The sequence below is a fragment of the Zavarzinia sp. genome (assembly GCF_049306435.1).
Taxonomy (GTDB): Bacteria; Pseudomonadota; Alphaproteobacteria; order Zavarziniales; family Zavarziniaceae; genus Zavarzinia.
This window is the reverse complement of sequence record NZ_JBAQRT010000209.1, coordinates 1-15,363: the sequence shown is the minus strand read 5'-3', so window position 1 is coordinate 15,363 and position 15,363 is coordinate 1. Positions and strand designations below refer to the sequence as shown.

Here is a 15,363-nt window from a genome sequence, read left to right as displayed (position 1 = left end):
TGAGCCAGGGTTTTCCCGACGGATTTGTCAGGCCCCGCGAAGGCCCTGACAAATCCGTAAAGCTGCGCCGCACCATGACGCATTGTCATGCGGCCTTCGCGACCAGGGCCGCTTCCGGTTTCGCCGGGCGCAGCAGGAAGTGCGCGAGCGCCGGCAGCAGTACCAGGGCACCAACCATGTTCCAGACGAACATGAAGGCGAGCAGGATGCCCATGTCGGCCTGAAACTTGATCGGTGACAGCGCCCAGGTCGCCACCGCGATGCCAAGGGTGATGCCGGTGAGCACCACGACCTTGCCGGTGAAGACGAGCGCCCGGTAATAGGCTTCCGACAGCGTCATGCCCTCGCGCAGCCGCGCCAGCGTCACCGTCATCACATAGAGCGAATAGTCGACACCGATACCGACACCGAGGGCGATGACCGGCAGGGTCGCGACCTTGACCCCGATGTTGAGCCAGACCATCAGCGCCTCGCACAGCATCGAGGTGATGATGAGGGGCACCACCGCGCAGACCACCGCCCGCCACGACCGGAAGGTGACGAAGGCGAGCACGATCACCGCGGCATAGACGAGGAACAGCATCTCGCGGTTGGCCTGCTTCACGACGATATTGGTCGCCGCCTCGATGCCGGCATTGCCGGCGGCGCTGAGGAAGCGGATGTCGGCCGTGTTGTATTTCGCGGAGAAGGCTTCGACCACGGCGACAACGGCGTCCAGCGTGTCGGCCCGGTGGTCCTTCAGATAGGCGTAGACGGCGAGCAGGTCGCAGTTCTGGTTGAACAACTCGCGCGGGGCGCGGGTGATGATCGCGTTCAGCATGTCCTGCGAACGGGGCACGGCATACCATTTCAGGCTACCCTCGCTCATGCCCGCGTTGGCGGTCTTGGCAAGGCCCGCCAGCGAACTGGTCGTCTCCACCCCCGGCAGACGGCGGAGTTCGCGCTCCAGCGCATCGACCGCCATCAGCGTGTTGTAATGCGCGCAGGCATATTGGGGCGTCCGCACCATGACGATGTAGACATCGCTGCTGGCCGCGTAATTCCGCACCATGAAGGCATTGTCGCGGTTGTAGCGGGAGTCGGCGCGCAGCTCGGGCGCGCCGGGATCGGTATCGCCGATCTTGAGATCGAGCGCGACGAGAAGACCGCCGATCCCCATCAAGGCGCCAAGGACAACGGCGATGCTCGCGCCCCGCCGCCGGGTGAAGAGGTCGAGGAAAGCCCAGAAGGGGTGTTTCTTGTGGCCGGCATCGCCAGCCTCGGCCAGTTCGGCGCGGAGCGAGCGGCGGGCGACGGCCTGGCTGACCCCGGTATAGGACAGGAAAATGGGCAACAGCACGAGATTGGTGAAGATCAGCACGGCGACGCCGATGCTGGCGGTGACGGCCAGATCCTGGATCACCTTGATGTCGATGACCATGAGGACGGCGAAGCCGACCGCGTCGGCCAGCAGCGCGGTGAGGCCGGCGAGGAAGAGGCGGCGGAAGGTGTAACGGGCGGCGACCAGCTTCTGTGTGCCGCGACCGATGTCCTGCATGATGCCGTTCATCTTCTGGGCGCCGTGGCTCATGCCGATGGCGAAGACGAGGAAGGGCACCAGCATCGAATAGGGATCGAGTTCATAGCCAAGCAGCGGCAAAAGGCCGAGCAGCCAGATCACCGCGATCAGCGAGCACAGGACGACAAGCAGGGTCGAGCGGATGCAGCGCGTGTACCAGAACAGGACCGCGGTGCAGATCGCGATCGCGGCGGCGAAGAAGATCAGCACCTGCTTCAGGCCGGCGATCAGATCGCCGACCACCTTGGCGAAGCCGGTCACATGGATAAGAATGCCATCCTTCTCGTATTTGCCGCGCAACTCCTCGATCCGTTCGGAGACGGCGTAATAATCGATACGCTCGCCCGTCTCGGCGATGCGGTCCTGCAGCGGCACCAGAATGATGCTGGAGCGGTAGTCGGCGGCGATCAGCTGCCCGATCTCGCCCGAACGCTCGACATTGAGGCGGACCTGTTCGAGATCTTCGGGCGTGCCCTTGTAATCATCGGGGATCACGAGGCCGCCATCGAGCCCTTCCTCGGTCACGCCGCTCCAGCGGACCGCCGGGGCCCAGAGCGATTTCATGTAGGGCCGGTCGACACCGTTCAGCAGGAAGAGTTCATCGTTCAACTGGCGCAGGGTCTCGAGATAGGCGGCATCGAAGATGGTGCCATTCTTCGTCTCGACCGCGATGCGCAGCGAATTGCCCATGCCGGCCAGCTGCTTCCGGTTTTCCAGATAGTTGGCGATATAGGGATGCCCGGTGGGGATCATCTTCTCGAAGGCCGCGTTCAGCCTGAGATCGCCGCTGCGCCAGCCCAGAAAGGCGGTTATCAGCAGACACAGCAGGATGACGATCAGCCGGTTGTTGAAGAAGGCGCGCTCCATCAGCGTGCCGGATTTCTGATCGAAATCTTCCAGCCGGGCGATGACGGGGCCGACGGAGCTTGCGGGGGCGTGGGCCATCAATAGGCCTCCTCTGCCTTGGAATTGGGGGCCTGGGCGTTGGGGGTGACGCGGCGGTTGCCGCGCGGGCCTGAAGCCACCAGGGTATCGTCCGGCGCCTGCATCACGGCCGTGAGGCCAGAGCCACCGGACAGGGGTATGGCGGCGAAGCTCAGGGCCTCGTCGGTGCTGCGCAGCAGGCGGCCGCTTTCATCGCCAAGGACAAGGCTGCCATCGCCGAGGCGAAGCCCGGTCGTGACCGTGACCTCGGCGCCAAGATCGACGCGCCGCCAGTCCGCCAGTCCGGGACCGGCACGCCAGGCGTTTCCTTTCAGACCGAAGGCGAGAACGCCGCCGTCCCGAAGCGCCCGCAGGCCAAAGAACGTGCCCTCGTAAGGGCTCTCGACAGCACTGAAGACGTCATCAAACCCGGCGGCGAGAAAGAGCGCCCCCTGCTCCCCGGCGATGACGAGGCCATCGCCCAGGCGCGCGGCGCCGTAGAGATGCTTGCCGCCCCGATTGGGGATGCGCGCCGTGATCGATTGCCAGGAAGCACCGCCATCGCGGGTCTCGAGCGCGAGGCCATAGGCGCCGACGATCCAGCCGCGCCTGTCGTCGATGAAGGTGACGCCCAGGAAGGGCTTGTCCGGCCCGTCCGCGATCATGTAGGTGCCATTGCGAAGCGCGCCGTCGGCCGCGGGATCGCCCGCCGCCTTCAGGGCTTCCGCCTCGGCCATCACGGCCCTGGCGGCGCCATTGCCGTCGAGCTGGCGCGTCCAGGTTTCGCCGCCGTCAGCCGTATGCAGGACGATACCGCCGTGGCCCACGGCCCAGCCCTGTTTCGCATCCACGAAGGTCACATCGGTCAGGGTCACGCTGACCGGCACGGATGACGCCTGGCGCCAGCTGGCGCCGCTATCGTCCGACAGAAGCACGATGCCGCCTTCCCCGACCGAGACCAGCCGCTGGCCGGCCCGGGCGATCGCCAGTTGCAGCATCTGCGTCGCGCGCGGATTGGCGGCGGCGGGCAGATCCATCAGATCGGGCACGATGGCCGCCGTCACCGCCCCCGCCTCGCCCTGCGCCCTGCCTTCGCCCGGACCAAGGGCAAGGACGAGCACCGGCACCAGAGCCGCGAAGGCAAGGAGGGGGCGTCGCCCGCCAAACACCGTGGGCATTACCATCTTGTCGTTTCCCATCAAGCAGGCCCCGTCACGCGGGGCCGGTCGGGCCCGCCCCTGGCGGGCGGGCCCCTGTCCAGCGTCAGCGCATACCTTCAGCGGCGACCGCGTCGCCGGTGAAATAGGTTTCCGGCTTCTGCGGCACGACCTTGAAGGTCTCGCCATTCAGGGCCTGGATCACGCTCATCGTATTGGCCTGAAGATTGAAGACGGTCGCGGTCTTGACGATGGTCGCCGGGATCGCGGGAACGATGAAGGGCGTCATCTGCGTCGTGCGCCACAGCTTGCCTTCGGCATCGTAACCATCCATCAGGGACAGCAGCCAGGTATCCTCGTCGAGATAATAGGTGCGCTTCGGCACGGCATGGCGCTTGCCTTCGGCGACGCTCGCCTCGACCACCCAGACACGGTGACGTTCCCAGCGGACCTTGTCGGGATTGAGGTGGTTCTTGGCGACCGCATCGGCCTCGCTCGCGCCGATGAAACCATTGCTGTTATAGGGGATCAGCAACTCCTTCTTGCCGACCAGCTTCCAGGTGTAGCGATCCAGCGCGCCGAACAGACCCTGCACCTCGTCGAAGTAATTGGCGCCCGAGGCGACGAAATCCGGCGTGTCATAGGCGACCGTGGGCGCCCGGCGCACCCGGCGCTGGCCGACCAGATACTGCCAGGCCTTGCGCGGATCGCCCGGATCGATGCTGTCGCGGATGACGAGGGATTCGCCGGCCTTGAACGGCGGCTCCAGGGTGTTGAAGCGCAGCATGGCGTATTCGCCCTTGAACCCGTCCGCCGTGGCGTCCGGGTAATAGAACGGATACTGGAACGAGATCTGGTTGCGCGTCGCCAGCGTGTGGGTGCCGTCGGCGTTGCCGACGATATTCTTGAAGCTGTATTCGATCGAGGGGGCCTCGATGCGCATTAGGTAGTTCCACATCACCTCGGCACCGGAAGCCGGCACCGGGAAGGGAATGCCGCCGATGCAGCCCTTCAGCGACAGACCGGCATCGATCGCCTGGCAGTTGGTCGCGTTGGCGAACGTATGGTCGTAGACCGCCTGCGACGCCCGCGCCGTGCGATGGCTCGGGTAGACATCGAGCCGGAAGCTCTCGGGAAATTTCTTCAGGAGAGCCCGGGTGCCGTCGCTGAGCAGGGCATCATACTGGGCCATGTTCGCCGCGGTGACCTGGAACAGCGGCTTTTCCCCGGCGAAGATTTCGGTCGGGATATCGCCCATCGCGCCCGAGACCGGCAGGTCCTTGAGCCCGCCGTCCCAGGCGGGGATCGAGCCATCGGCATTGCCGGCCTTCTCGGCGCCGAGCGGCGTCAGGACCGATTTCAGCTTCGCCGCCTCGTCCGCCGTCGTCGCGGCGAAGGCGGCGCCCGACAGCGCCGTCATGGCGGCAAGCGTCACCAGGGCTGCTTTCAGCTTGTTCATCCGGTTTTCCTCCGTGTAACTTTTATGTTCTCAGAACGTGCGCTGGATCGACAGGGCGATGAAATCGCGGTCGCCATGGAAGTTCTTGTAGGACAGCTCGGGCACCGCCGTGTCGTAGAGCACGATCGAGCCTTCCGAGCCGTAGTAATGGGCAACGCTGAGGCTGGCCTGCCAGGTCTTCTGGTAGTCGGCCTTGAGGCCAAGGCTGATCACGCCGCCGCCTTCCGAGGGGAAGAGCACGCCATTGACCGACGAGCGGCCGAACAGGCCGTAGGAAACGCCGATCGGCACCTGCAGGTCGACGCCGGGCAGGACCTGGAAATATTCGGGCGTGAAGATGAACTGGATCGCGCCCGCGTCCCTGGTCGCCAGGGGATCGAGCTGGTCGGCGTTCTTGTCGATCGAGAGACGGTTGTTATAGGCGAATTCGCCGATGACCGAGGCGCCGTCCCACAGCAGACTCTCGTTGAAGACCGAGATCGCCGAGAGATTGGCATGGAGCGTCCGGCCAACGGGGAAGGCCGGGTTGTCGCCGCCATCCGCCGTGGTATTGCCCGGAATGATCACCGCGTTGCCGCTGGCGACGAGGGGCATGTTGTCGCGGAAGGAGACTTCACCCGCGACATTGGTATCGCCGATCAGCGTGCTGGCGCTGGCGCCCACCGTGAAGATGTCTTCGCCGAAGACCTGCATGTAATCGCCGATGGTGCCCGGCTTCACATTGACGCCCGGACGGACGTAGAACTGCGGGATCTTGTCGTGGAAATTGGCGACATAGAAACCATATTCGACATCGCCCGGGGACCAGCGGATCTGGGCGCCGCCCTGGCCCTGGTCGCGGGCATCCTTGTCCGAGCCGCGATAGGCGACCGCGCCCGGGCCGAGGATCAGGGTCTCGCCGCCGTCGTCGACGAAATCGGCGAAACTGAAGTAACTGCCGGCGGCCGGCAGGCGGGTCTTGCGCCATTCGAGCTGATAATAGGCGCCGACCGAGAGTTCGGACGAAATCTGGATCTGCCCCGTGACCTGGCCGATGGGGCGCAGGATTTCCTGGAAGCGGGAGTTCGGCACCGACAGCGCCTTGACCAGATCGAGCGACGTCTGCGCCGCGGCGATGCCGTTCGAGCCGAAGAACAGGCTCTCGCCATAGAGCTGGGTGAAGCGACCGGCCCGGATGTTGAGGCCGGTATCGCCGATGGCGATCTTGCCGAAGACGAAAGCGTCGAGCAGTTCGGCGTTCTGACCGTGCAGGTCCTGGGCCTCGTCCGAGAAACGGTTGTAGGGCGCGCTGGTCGTGTTCACCAGGGCACCGCCGAAGGCGCCCGGATTGTCGTTCTTGCCCATGTATTCGTCGTCGTACCAGGCCGCGGCGCTGACCCGGAAACCGAAGTCGCGCTTGTAGGTCAGGCCGAATTCGCTGAGCAGGTCGACCCGGTTCGAGATCAGCCCCTTGTCGAAATTCAGGTCGCCGTCGTCGGTATTGGCCTGGACCCCGATCGAATTATTCGCCACCTGACCCGACGGCTCCTCGACACGCCAGCCGAGCGAGTATTTCAGCGTATTGTCGAAGTAGATCGCGATATCCGGATTGCCCGTTTCGATCGGCGCCGCGGAAGCGGAAACGGAAGTTCCGACGACGATCGCCAAGGCGATCGCGGAAACAGCCGTGGCCATCGAATTATTCCTGTCATGCCGAGGCATAGATCCCCCTGCCATCGCGTCCTCCGTGCGGCCTGTCCCGGCCTTTTCTTTAAATTTGTCGATGCAGCGATGGCCGCAGCCCCCATTTCGAGCGGCCGGACATCCTGCCCATGGCCACGTTATGAATCGTGCTGCATACTGTCCAATACCGTTGCGGACGCCACTTGATACCGTATCGGTATGAGGCTCGCGGATCGGGCCCGGGAGGGAAAAATGGATTTCCGGCAGTTGAAATATTTCATCGCCGTCGCGGAGGAAGAGAATATCGGCCGGGCGGCCCGGCGCCTGCATATCTCCCAGCCGCCGCTGACCCGCCAGATCAAGCAGATCGAGGATGAACTGGGCGTCGCCCTCTTCACCCGGACGCCGAAGGGCATGGAGTTGACGGCGGTCGGCCGCCTGTTTCTCGAAGAAGCGCGAAATATCGAGCTTCTGTTCGAACAGGCGACGGAGCGCACGCTGCAGGCGGCGCGGGGGCGTCTCGGCCGGCTCGATGTCGCGATTTTCGGCTCGGGCATCATCGATGCCATTCCAAAGATCATGCTGGCCTTCACCGAGACCTATCCGGGGGTGAAGGTCCATCTGCACCAGATGGGCAAGGCCGAACAGATCGAGGCGCTGCGCCAACGCCGCATCAATGTCGGCTTCAACCGGCTCCTCGCCCCCCTGCCCGACCTGACCAGCGAGCTTGTGTTCACCGAGCCGCTGCTGCTGGCGGTGAACGAGAAACACCCCTTGTCACGGCTGGACAGCATTCCCTTCAGCGCCCTCGAGGATCATCCCCTGATCCTGTTCCCGCGCGAGGGGCGGCCGAATTTCATCGACAAGGTGATCGCGATCTGCGCCGAGGTCGGCTTCTTTCCCAGGATCACGCAGGAGGTTGGCGACGCGGTGACCGGGGTCGCCCTGGTGGCATCGGGCTTTGGCATCTGCATCGTGCCGAAATCCCTGACCGCGCTGACCCTGCCCGGCGTCGTCTTCCGCCCGATCGCGGAGCGGCCGGCCCATTGGTCGGTCGACCTCAGCTGCATCTACCGGAGCGGGGACGAGTCGCCCATTCTCGCCGCCTTCCTGGGGACCATGCGCGCCTTTCGCGAAAGCCTGCCGAAACAGGCCGATGCGTTATCTGGCGGGTCTCAATCGACGCCGCCCCGCTTCAACCGATAGGCAAGCTGCCGCCGCGTGATGCCGAGAATGCGGGCCGCCTGGGTCAGATTGCCCCTGGCCCGTTCCGCGGCGAGGCGCAGCAGGCGATGCTCATGGGCCTGGAGATCGAACCCCTCGGTCAGCAGATCGGCGTAGATCCCCTCGTCCGCCGCGGCTTCGCCGACATGGCCGTGCAGATCGACGGCGACGCCGCCCATGCCCTGCAGCGGACCATCGGGGAACAGATGTTCCGCCTCGATCCAGCCGCCATCGGGCGCCAGGATCACGCCGCGTTCCACCAGGTTTTCCAGCTCGCGCACATTGCCCGGCCAGTCATGGTCCTGCAGCACCTGCAGCGCCCAGTCACTGATACCGAGGAATGTCTTGCCATAGAGCGTCGACAGGCGCTCGAGCATCGCCACGGCGAGCAATGGGATATCCGATTTCCGCTCGCGCAGCGGCGGGATCTCGACCGGATAGGTCGCCAGCCGGTAATAGAGATCGGCCCGGAAACGCCCGGCCGCCACCGCCTGCTTGAGATCGACATTGGTCGCCCCGATCACCCGGACCTTCACCTTGCGCAGCCGGTCGTCGCCCAGTCGCTCCACCTCGCCGGTCTGCAGCACGCGGAGCAGCTTGACCTGGGCGGCGAGGCTGAGGTCACCCACCTCGTCGAGCAGCAATGTGCCGCCATCGGCCCGCTCGAAGCGACCAGGGCGCGACTGCTGCGCCCCCGTGTAAGCGCCGCGCTGCACGCCGAAAAGTTCGGATTCGATCAGATCCGTCGGGATCGCGCCGCAGTTGACGGCGATGAAGGGGCCCCCGGCCCGAGGGCTGTTGTCGTGCAGCCAGCGGGCGAACATCTCCTTGCCCACCCCGGTCTCGCCCAGCAGCAGCACGGTAACCGGCGTGTTGGCCGCCTTGGCCATCCGATCGAACGCCGCCCGGAACCCGGGCGAAGCGCCGACCAGCCGCCCCGGCGGTTGTCGCGAGGGTGGCCGGCCGCGCAGGCTGGACAATTCCGCCTCGAGTTCACGGAACGGCGCATCCCCTTCGGCCGACTTGAAATTGTCGAGGAAGGGATCGTCGCCCCAGGCTTCGGCCGGGCGGGCCACCATCACGCAGCGATCGTCGCCCCGCGCCACGCATTTCACCTCGCGGAAGACGATGAAGCGGCGGAAGAACTGGCTGACATAACCTGATGCGTGCCCGAAGATGCTCCAGCACGCGCATTCGCCGCCGACACCGTAATGCTCGATGTGGCATTCCGCCTCCCACGAGCCTTCCATCTCGACGGTGCCGAAGAAACTGCCCTTCTCCCAGTCGATTTCGGCTTCGGTGATTTCGCTCTTCACCACGCCTTCGAAACCGTGCAGCACGGGGCCGATGTTGAAGACGTCGTAATCGTCTCCGGCCCCCACCAGCTTGGTGGCGAGATCGGCATCCTGGCGCCCGGTGGCGAAGCCCATGCGCATGAGCACCCCTTGCGCCCGCCGCGGCCCCAGGGTCTCGAACAGCTCGTGGCGGACCGCGGCCAGCGCCTTGGCGTGCACCAGCAGCATCCGGTTCTCGTCCAGCCAGATACGGCCGTCCTCGACATCGAATTTCAACCGGGAGCGGAGGTTGAACTGTTCGATCAACCTTTTGCGCAGCATTCCCAGAATTCCCCCGTTTCCACGTCCCACGCGGCCTTTTCGCCGGCCGCTTTCCTCATTCGGGCCATGAAGCGGGCCTTGCTGGCAAGCACAAACTGAACGGCCGATCCATACCTTTCCGGTATCAACTCACTGTCTGCTTAGTATTAGACGGGTATCCCTTCCGCTTCCTATGCTGACGGCCAAACCACATCGGCCATGCCGTCCGTGTCACGGGACAGGCAATGCGCCGGGCTCAAGGGGGAACCATGCGTCAGGTTCAGAATTTCATCGACGGCCAATTCACCGGCAGCGCCAGCGGGCGCCGCTTCGACAAGATCGCGCCGGTCGACGGCACGGTCATCGCCTCCATCTCCGAGGCGGGCGCCGCCGAGGTCGATGCCGCCGTGCTCGCCGGCCGCGCCGCCCTCAAGGGCGAATGGGGTCGTCTGACCACCGACCAGCGCTGCGACCTGCTGCACGGCGTCGCCGACGAGATCACCCGGCGCTTCGACGATTTCGTCGCCGCCGAAATGGCCGATACCGGCCAGCCGCATCATGTGATGACCCATGCCTTCATCCCGCGCGGCGCCGCCAACTTCAAGGTCTTCGCCGACGTCGTGAAGAACGTCCCGACCGAGAGTTTCGTCCTGCCGACGCCGGACGGCGCGGGCGCGATCAATTATGGCCTGCGCCGGCCCAAGGGGGTGATCGCGGTGATCGCCCCCTGGAACGCGCCTTTCCTGCTGATGACCTGGAAGGTCGGGCCGGCGATGGCCTGTGGCAACGCCGTCGTCGTCAAGCCGTCGGAGGAAACCCCGCTGACGACGACCCTGCTCGGCGAGGTGATGAACACCGTGGGTATCCCCAAGGGTGTGTTCAACGTGGTCCACGGCTTCGGTCCCGGCTCCGCCGGCGAATTGCTGACCCGGCACCGCGGCGTCGACGCCATCACCTTCACCGGCGAGACCGGCACGGGCACCGCCATCATGAAGGCGGCGGCGGAAGGGATCCGCGACGTTTCCTTCGAGCTGGGCGGCAAGAACGCCGGCATCGTCTTCGCCGACGCCGATTTCGACAAGGCGGTGGACGGGATCTTCCGCTCCGCCTTCCTCAACACCGGACAGGTCTGTCTCGGGACCGAGCGGGTCTATGTCCAGCGGCCCATCTTCGAGCGTTTCGTCGCCGCCTTGAAGGCAAAGGTCGAGGGCGTCAATTTCGGCCGGCCCGAGACCAAGGGAACCGACTACGGCCCGCTGATCAGCGCCGAACACAAGCGGAAGGTGCTGTCCTATTACCGGAAGGCGGTCGAGGAAGGCGCGACCGTGGTGACCGGCGGCGGCGTGCCCGACATGCCGGCCGATCTTGCCGGTGGCCACTGGGTGCAGCCGACGATCTGGACCGGCCTGCCCGAGACGGCCACGGTCGTCCGCGAGGAAATCTTCGGTCCCTGCTGCCACATCCGCCCCTTCGACACCGAAGCCGAGGTGATCGCCCTCGCCAATGCCAACGATTACGGCCTGTCGACCACGATCTGGACCACCAATCTGTCGTGTGCCCACCGCATGGCGGCGGCGATCGAGGTCGGCATCGTCTGGGTGAATTCCTGGTTCCTGCGCGACCTGCGCACCGCCTTCGGCGGCAGCAAGATGTCGGGCATCGGTCGCGAGGGTGGCGTCCATTCCCTCGAGTTCTACACCGAGACCAGCAATGTCTGCATCAAGCTGTGAGGTCGCTATGAGCGCGGACATGATCGCCCGTTGCGGCGATGAACTCTACGAAGCCTTTGTCGGGCGCCACACCCTGGCCCCCCTCGCCGAGCGCATCCCCGAACTGACCCTCGAGGATGCCTATCGCATCCAGGAGCGTTTCATCGCGCGGCGCGTCGCGGCGGGCGAGACCATCGTCGGCAAGAAGATCGGCGTGACCTCGAAGGCGGTGCAGAACCTGCTCGGCGTCTATCAGCCGGACTTCGGCCAGCTCACCTCGGGCATGGTCTACAAGGCGGGCGAGACCATCGACCTGAACGCGCTGATCCAGCCGAAGGCAGAGGCTGAACTCGCCTTCGTGCTGAAGCGCGACCTGAAGGGTCCCGGCATCACGGCCATGGACGTGATCCACGCCACCGATTACGTCGCCCCCTGTTTCGAGATCGTCGATTCCCGCATCCACAATTGGAAGATCGGCATCCGCGACACGGTGGCCGACAATGCCTCCTGCGGCGTCTATGTCCTCGGCGACGTCCGGGGCGATCCGCGGGACATCGACCTCGCCCTCGCCGGCATGGTCCTCGAGAAGAATGGCGAACTGTTCTCGACCGCCTGCGGCGCGGCCGTTCAAGGCTCGCCCGCCAACGCCGTGGCCTGGCTTGCGAACACGCTCGGCGCCCTCGGCATTCCGTTCCTCGCCGGGGAAGTGATCCTGTCCGGCTCGCAATCCGCCCTCGTCTCCGTCGTCGACGGCGATGTTCTCACCTGCACCATCGGCGGGCTCGGCGCCTGCCGGGTCGCCTTCTCGGGAAAGAGCGCGGCATGACCGTTACATTGACCGCCGAAGACATCACCCGCCTGACCGAGCGCGTCGAAGGCGCGCAGGTCGGAGGCCACGCCATTCCCCGGCTGACCGAGGAATATCCGGGCATGACCCTCGACGACGGCTATGCCGTGCAGTCCTCGCTGCGCCGGCGCTATATCGCCAAAGGTCACAAGCTGATCGGCTGGAAGGCCGGACTCACCTCCCGCGCCAAGATGATCCAGATGGGGGTGAACGTCCCCTCGATCGGCTTCCTGACCGATCGGATGGCGCGGCCCGAGGGTTCCGAGGTTTCGGTGAAGGGCCTGATCCACCCCCGCGTCGAATGCGAGGTCGCCTTCATGACCGCCAGGGATCTGGCGGGTCCGGGCTGCACCGCCGCCGATGTGCTGGCCGCCACCGATTTCGTGCTGCCGGCGATCGAGATCATCGATTCCCGCTTCTCCGGCTTCAAGTTCGACCTCGAGAGCGTCGTCGCCGACAATGGCTCGGCCGCGCTCTTCGTCGGCGGCGGCCGGCCGCGCCGCACCGCCGATCTCGACCTGCCGACGATCGGCGTCGTCATGGAAAAGAATGGCGAAATGATCACCTTCGCCGCCGCCGCCGCCGTGCTCGGCCATCCGGCCGAAGCGGTCGCCATGCTGGTGAACATCCTGCACGACCTGGGCGAGACCCTGCCCGCCGGCAGTTTCGTGATGAGCGGCGGCATCACCGAAGCCATCCCGGTGAAGCCCGGCGACACCATCACCGCGCGCTACCAGGACCTCGGCAGCGTTTCCATCCGTTTCGTCGACTGATCGACCATCCCCGGAGTCCCGCGATGCCCATCATCGAAATGCACCTGCTCGAAGGGCGGACCAGCGAACAGAAGCAGCGCGCGGCGAGCGCGATCACCGAAGCGGTGATCGGTGCTCTCGGCGTCAAGCCCGAGTCCGTCCGCATCCTGATCACCGAACACGAAGCTGACGAATTCTATGTCGCCGGCATCGCGCGCAAACCCGCCAAGGACAGCGCCGCCGTCAACGGCTCGGCCAAGGAACATTCGGCATGAAGAAGATCCGCTGCGCCCTGATCGGCTCCGGCAACATCGGCACCGATCTCATCTACAAGATCCAGCGCAGCCCGGTGCTGGAGCCCGTGTGGATGGTCGGCATCGACCCTGAATCCGAAGGCCTGGCGCGGGCCCGCGACATGGGCCTGAAGGTGACGGCCGAAGGAGTCGACGGCCTGCTGCCCCATGTCCTCGAAGACGATATCCAGATCGCTTTCGACGCGACCTCGGCCTATGTCCATGCCGAGAACAGCCGCAAGCTGAACGCGCTCGGCGTCCTGATGATCGACCTGACGCCGGCCGCCATCGGCCCCCTGTGCGTGCCGCCGGTGAACCTCAAGAGTTATACCGACCAGAAGGTCATGAACGTCAACATGATCTCCTGCGCCGGCCAGGCGACGATCCCCATCGTCCACGCCGTCTCGCGCGTGCAGGGCGTGCGCTATGCCGAGATCGTCGCCAGCCTCGCCTCGAAATCCATCGGCCCGGGCACCAGGGCCAATCTCGACGAATTCACCTATACGACCTCGAACGCGGTGGAAAAAGTGGGCGGCGCCCGCAAGGGCAAGGCCCTTGCCATCATCAACCCGGCCGAGCCGCCGATGATCATGCGCAACACGATCTACTGCCTGACCGACGACGAACCGGACCAGGCGGCCATCACCCGTTCGGTCCTGCAGATGATCACCGAGGTGCAGAAATATGTCCCCGGTTACAGGCTGGTGAACGGCCCCGCCTTCGAGGGCGACAAGGTCTCGGTCTTCATGGAGGTGAAGGGCCTCGGCGACTATCTGCCGACCTATGCCGGCAATCTCGACATCATGACCGCCGCCGCGACGCGCACCGCCGAGATGTTCGCCGAAGAAATCATCGCCGGCACCCTGACCCTCGAACCCACCCGCTCCCTCGCGACGGAGGCCGCCCAATGACCAGCTCCCTGAACGGCCGCAAGGTCGCCCTGCACGACATGTGCCTGCGCGACGGCATGCATGCCAAGCGCGAGCAGATCAGCGTCGAGCAGATGGTGAAACTGGCGACCGCCCTCGACGGCGCCGGCATCCCCTATATTCAGGTGACCCATGGCGCCGGCCTCGGCGGCAATTCGGTGCAGCACGGCTTCGCCCTCGCCAGCAACGAAGCCTATATCGCGGCGGTCGCCGAAAAGATGACCCAGGCCAAGGTCTCGGTCCTGCTGATCCCCGGCCTCGGCACGATGAAGGAATTGCAGGCGGCCCATGACGCGGGCGCGCGCAGCGTCCATGTCGCTACCCATTGCACCGAGGCGAATACCTCGCCCCAGCACATCGCCTATGCCCGCAAGCTCGGCATGGACACCACGGGGTTCCTGATGATGGCCCATCTGAACGATGCCGCCGGCATCGCGCAGCAGGGCAAGCTGATGGAATCCTATGGCGCGCAGACGGTCTATGTCACCGACTCCGCCGGCTTCATGCTGCCCGATGATGTGAAGGACCGCGTCTCGGCCCTGCGCGACGTGCTCGATCCGGCGACCGAGATCGGCTTCCACGGCCACCACAATCTCGGCATGGGCGTCGCCAATTCGATCGCCGCGATCGAGGCGGGCGCCAGCCGGATCGACGGCTCGGTCGCGGGTCTTGGCGCCGGCGCCGGCAACACGCCGCTCGAAGTCTTCGCCGCCGTCTGCGACCGCATGGGGATCGAGACTGGTGTCGACCTGTTCAAACTGATGGATGTCGCCGAGGATATCGTCCTGCCCATGATGGATCACCTGGTCCGGGTCGACCGGGAGTCGCTGACGCTCGGCTATGCCGGGGTCTATTCGACCTTCCTGCTGCACGCCAAGAAAGCGGCGCAGGCCTATGGCATTTCGGCCCGGGACATCCTGATGGAACTCGGCCGCAAGAAGATGATCGGTGGCCAGGAGGACATGATCCAGGACACCGCCATGACCATGGCCAAGGATCGCGGCCTGCTGCGTGAGCCGGCGCAGGCCGGGGCCTGAAGCGATGACCGGCACCGCCGTCGTCGTCGGCGCCTCCGGGGCGTTCGGCGGCGCCATCGTCACCCGCCTGATCAAGGCCGGGCTGACGGTGGTCGCCGTCGCCCGTAGCTTTCAGGCGCTGGAGGCCCTGGCCGACCAGCATCCGGGCCTGATCGCCTGTACCGCCGATATCGGCGACGACGAGGCGATCCCCCGCATCCGCGCCGCGCTGCCGGCG

At 65.5% G+C, this 15,363-nt stretch carries 13 protein-coding genes; 8 read left to right on the top strand and 5 right to left on the bottom strand.

Going from position 1 to position 15,363, the window contains the following annotated elements:
- Positions 1-85: 85 nt before the first annotated feature.
- The 4 genes from WAZ62_RS11815 to WAZ62_RS11800 all read right to left on the bottom strand — a co-directional run bounded on the left by WAZ62_RS11815 (position 86) and on the right by WAZ62_RS11800 (position 6,772).
- A complete protein-coding gene (locus tag WAZ62_RS11815; protein ID WP_422643804.1) occupies positions 86-2,467 on the bottom strand; it encodes an efflux RND transporter permease subunit in 2,382 nt (793 codons plus the stop codon).
- A 35-nt stretch (positions 2,468-2,502) separates the two neighbouring features.
- Positions 2,503-3,660: a WD40/YVTN/BNR-like repeat-containing protein gene (locus tag WAZ62_RS11810; RefSeq protein ID WP_422643719.1), complete on the bottom strand. Its 1,158-nt coding sequence runs from the start codon at positions 3,658-3,660 to the stop codon at positions 2,503-2,505.
- An 85-nt stretch (positions 3,661-3,745) separates the two neighbouring features.
- Positions 3,746-5,098: a DUF1329 domain-containing protein gene (locus WAZ62_RS11805; protein WP_422643718.1), complete on the bottom strand. Its 1,353-nt coding sequence runs from the start codon at positions 5,096-5,098 to the stop codon at positions 3,746-3,748.
- Between the two features lie 30 nt (positions 5,099-5,128).
- Positions 5,129-6,772 (bottom strand): DUF1302 domain-containing protein, encoded by a 1,644-nt coding sequence (locus WAZ62_RS11800; protein ID WP_422643717.1) that lies wholly within the window; start codon positions 6,770-6,772, stop codon positions 5,129-5,131.
- 240 nt (positions 6,773-7,012) lie between these two features.
- Here WAZ62_RS11800 and WAZ62_RS11795 point away from each other — a divergent pair, with 240 nt between their 5' ends.
- Entirely contained in the window at positions 7,013-7,966 is a 954-nt protein-coding gene (locus WAZ62_RS11795; protein WP_422643716.1) for a LysR substrate-binding domain-containing protein, read from the top strand.
- On the opposite strand, the gene WAZ62_RS11790 is transcribed toward WAZ62_RS11795, so the two are convergent.
- On the bottom strand, positions 7,936-9,600 hold the full coding sequence (locus WAZ62_RS11790) for a sigma 54-interacting transcriptional regulator (RefSeq protein WP_422643715.1): 1,665 nt from the start codon (positions 9,598-9,600) through the stop codon (positions 7,936-7,938). The two genes, WAZ62_RS11795 and WAZ62_RS11790, sit on opposite strands and share 31 nt — an antisense overlap.
- A gap of 248 nt (positions 9,601-9,848) precedes the next feature.
- On the opposite strand from WAZ62_RS11790, the gene WAZ62_RS11785 reads away from it, so the two are divergent.
- The 7 genes from WAZ62_RS11785 to WAZ62_RS11755 all read left to right on the top strand — a co-directional run.
- Positions 9,849-11,309, top strand: a complete 1,461-nt coding sequence (locus WAZ62_RS11785; protein WP_422643714.1) for a 2-hydroxymuconic semialdehyde dehydrogenase — start codon at positions 9,849-9,851, stop codon at positions 11,307-11,309.
- A 7-nt stretch (positions 11,310-11,316) separates the two neighbouring features.
- A complete protein-coding gene (gene dmpE / locus WAZ62_RS11780; protein ID WP_422643713.1) occupies positions 11,317-12,114 on the top strand; it encodes a 2-oxopent-4-enoate hydratase in 798 nt (265 codons plus the stop codon).
- Complete coding sequence (gene dmpH / locus WAZ62_RS11775) at positions 12,111-12,908, top strand: 2-oxo-3-hexenedioate decarboxylase (protein ID WP_422643712.1); 798 nt, start codon at positions 12,111-12,113, stop codon at positions 12,906-12,908. The genes dmpE and dmpH overlap by 4 nt, the downstream gene beginning before the upstream one ends.
- Positions 12,909-12,931: 23 nt before the next feature.
- Positions 12,932-13,162, top strand: coding sequence for a tautomerase family protein (locus WAZ62_RS11770; protein ID WP_422643711.1), 231 nt, complete (start codon positions 12,932-12,934; stop codon positions 13,160-13,162).
- A complete protein-coding gene (locus tag WAZ62_RS11765; protein ID WP_422643710.1) occupies positions 13,159-14,091 on the top strand; it encodes an acetaldehyde dehydrogenase (acetylating) in 933 nt (310 codons plus the stop codon). The genes WAZ62_RS11770 and WAZ62_RS11765 overlap by 4 nt, the downstream gene beginning before the upstream one ends.
- Positions 14,088-15,146: a 4-hydroxy-2-oxovalerate aldolase gene (gene dmpG, locus WAZ62_RS11760; protein ID WP_422643709.1), complete on the top strand. Its 1,059-nt coding sequence runs from the start codon at positions 14,088-14,090 to the stop codon at positions 15,144-15,146. Before WAZ62_RS11765 ends, dmpG begins: the two co-directional genes overlap by 4 nt.
- A 4-nt stretch (positions 15,147-15,150) precedes the next feature.
- Positions 15,151-15,363 (top strand): SDR family NAD(P)-dependent oxidoreductase (locus WAZ62_RS11755; RefSeq protein ID WP_422643708.1); only part of this gene is annotated, 213 nt, incomplete at its 3' end.

Bases quoted from the DNA above. Each gene is read 5' to 3' on its own strand.
- WAZ62_RS11810 (WP_422643719.1), bottom strand. From the start codon at position 3,660: ATGCCCACGGTGTTTGGCGGGCGACGCCCCCTCCTTGCCTTCGCGGCT.
- WAZ62_RS11805 (WP_422643718.1), bottom strand. From the start codon at position 5,098: ATGAACAAGCTGAAAGCAGCCCTGGTGACGCTTGCCGCCATGACGGCG.
- WAZ62_RS11800 (WP_422643717.1), bottom strand. From the start codon at position 6,772: ATGGCCACGGCTGTTTCCGCGATCGCCTTGGCGATCGTCGTCGGAACT.
- WAZ62_RS11795 (WP_422643716.1), top strand. From the start codon at position 7,013: ATGGATTTCCGGCAGTTGAAATATTTCATCGCCGTCGCGGAGGAAGAG.
- WAZ62_RS11790 (WP_422643715.1), bottom strand. From the start codon at position 9,600: ATGCTGCGCAAAAGGTTGATCGAACAGTTCAACCTCCGCTCCCGGTTG.
- WAZ62_RS11785 (WP_422643714.1), top strand. From the start codon at position 9,849: ATGCGTCAGGTTCAGAATTTCATCGACGGCCAATTCACCGGCAGCGCC.
- dmpE (WP_422643713.1), top strand. From the start codon at position 11,317: ATGAGCGCGGACATGATCGCCCGTTGCGGCGATGAACTCTACGAAGCC.
- dmpH (WP_422643712.1), top strand. From the start codon at position 12,111: ATGACCGTTACATTGACCGCCGAAGACATCACCCGCCTGACCGAGCGC.
- WAZ62_RS11770 (WP_422643711.1), top strand. From the start codon at position 12,932: ATGCCCATCATCGAAATGCACCTGCTCGAAGGGCGGACCAGCGAACAG.
- WAZ62_RS11765 (WP_422643710.1), top strand. From the start codon at position 13,159: ATGAAGAAGATCCGCTGCGCCCTGATCGGCTCCGGCAACATCGGCACC.
- dmpG (WP_422643709.1), top strand. From the start codon at position 14,088: ATGACCAGCTCCCTGAACGGCCGCAAGGTCGCCCTGCACGACATGTGC.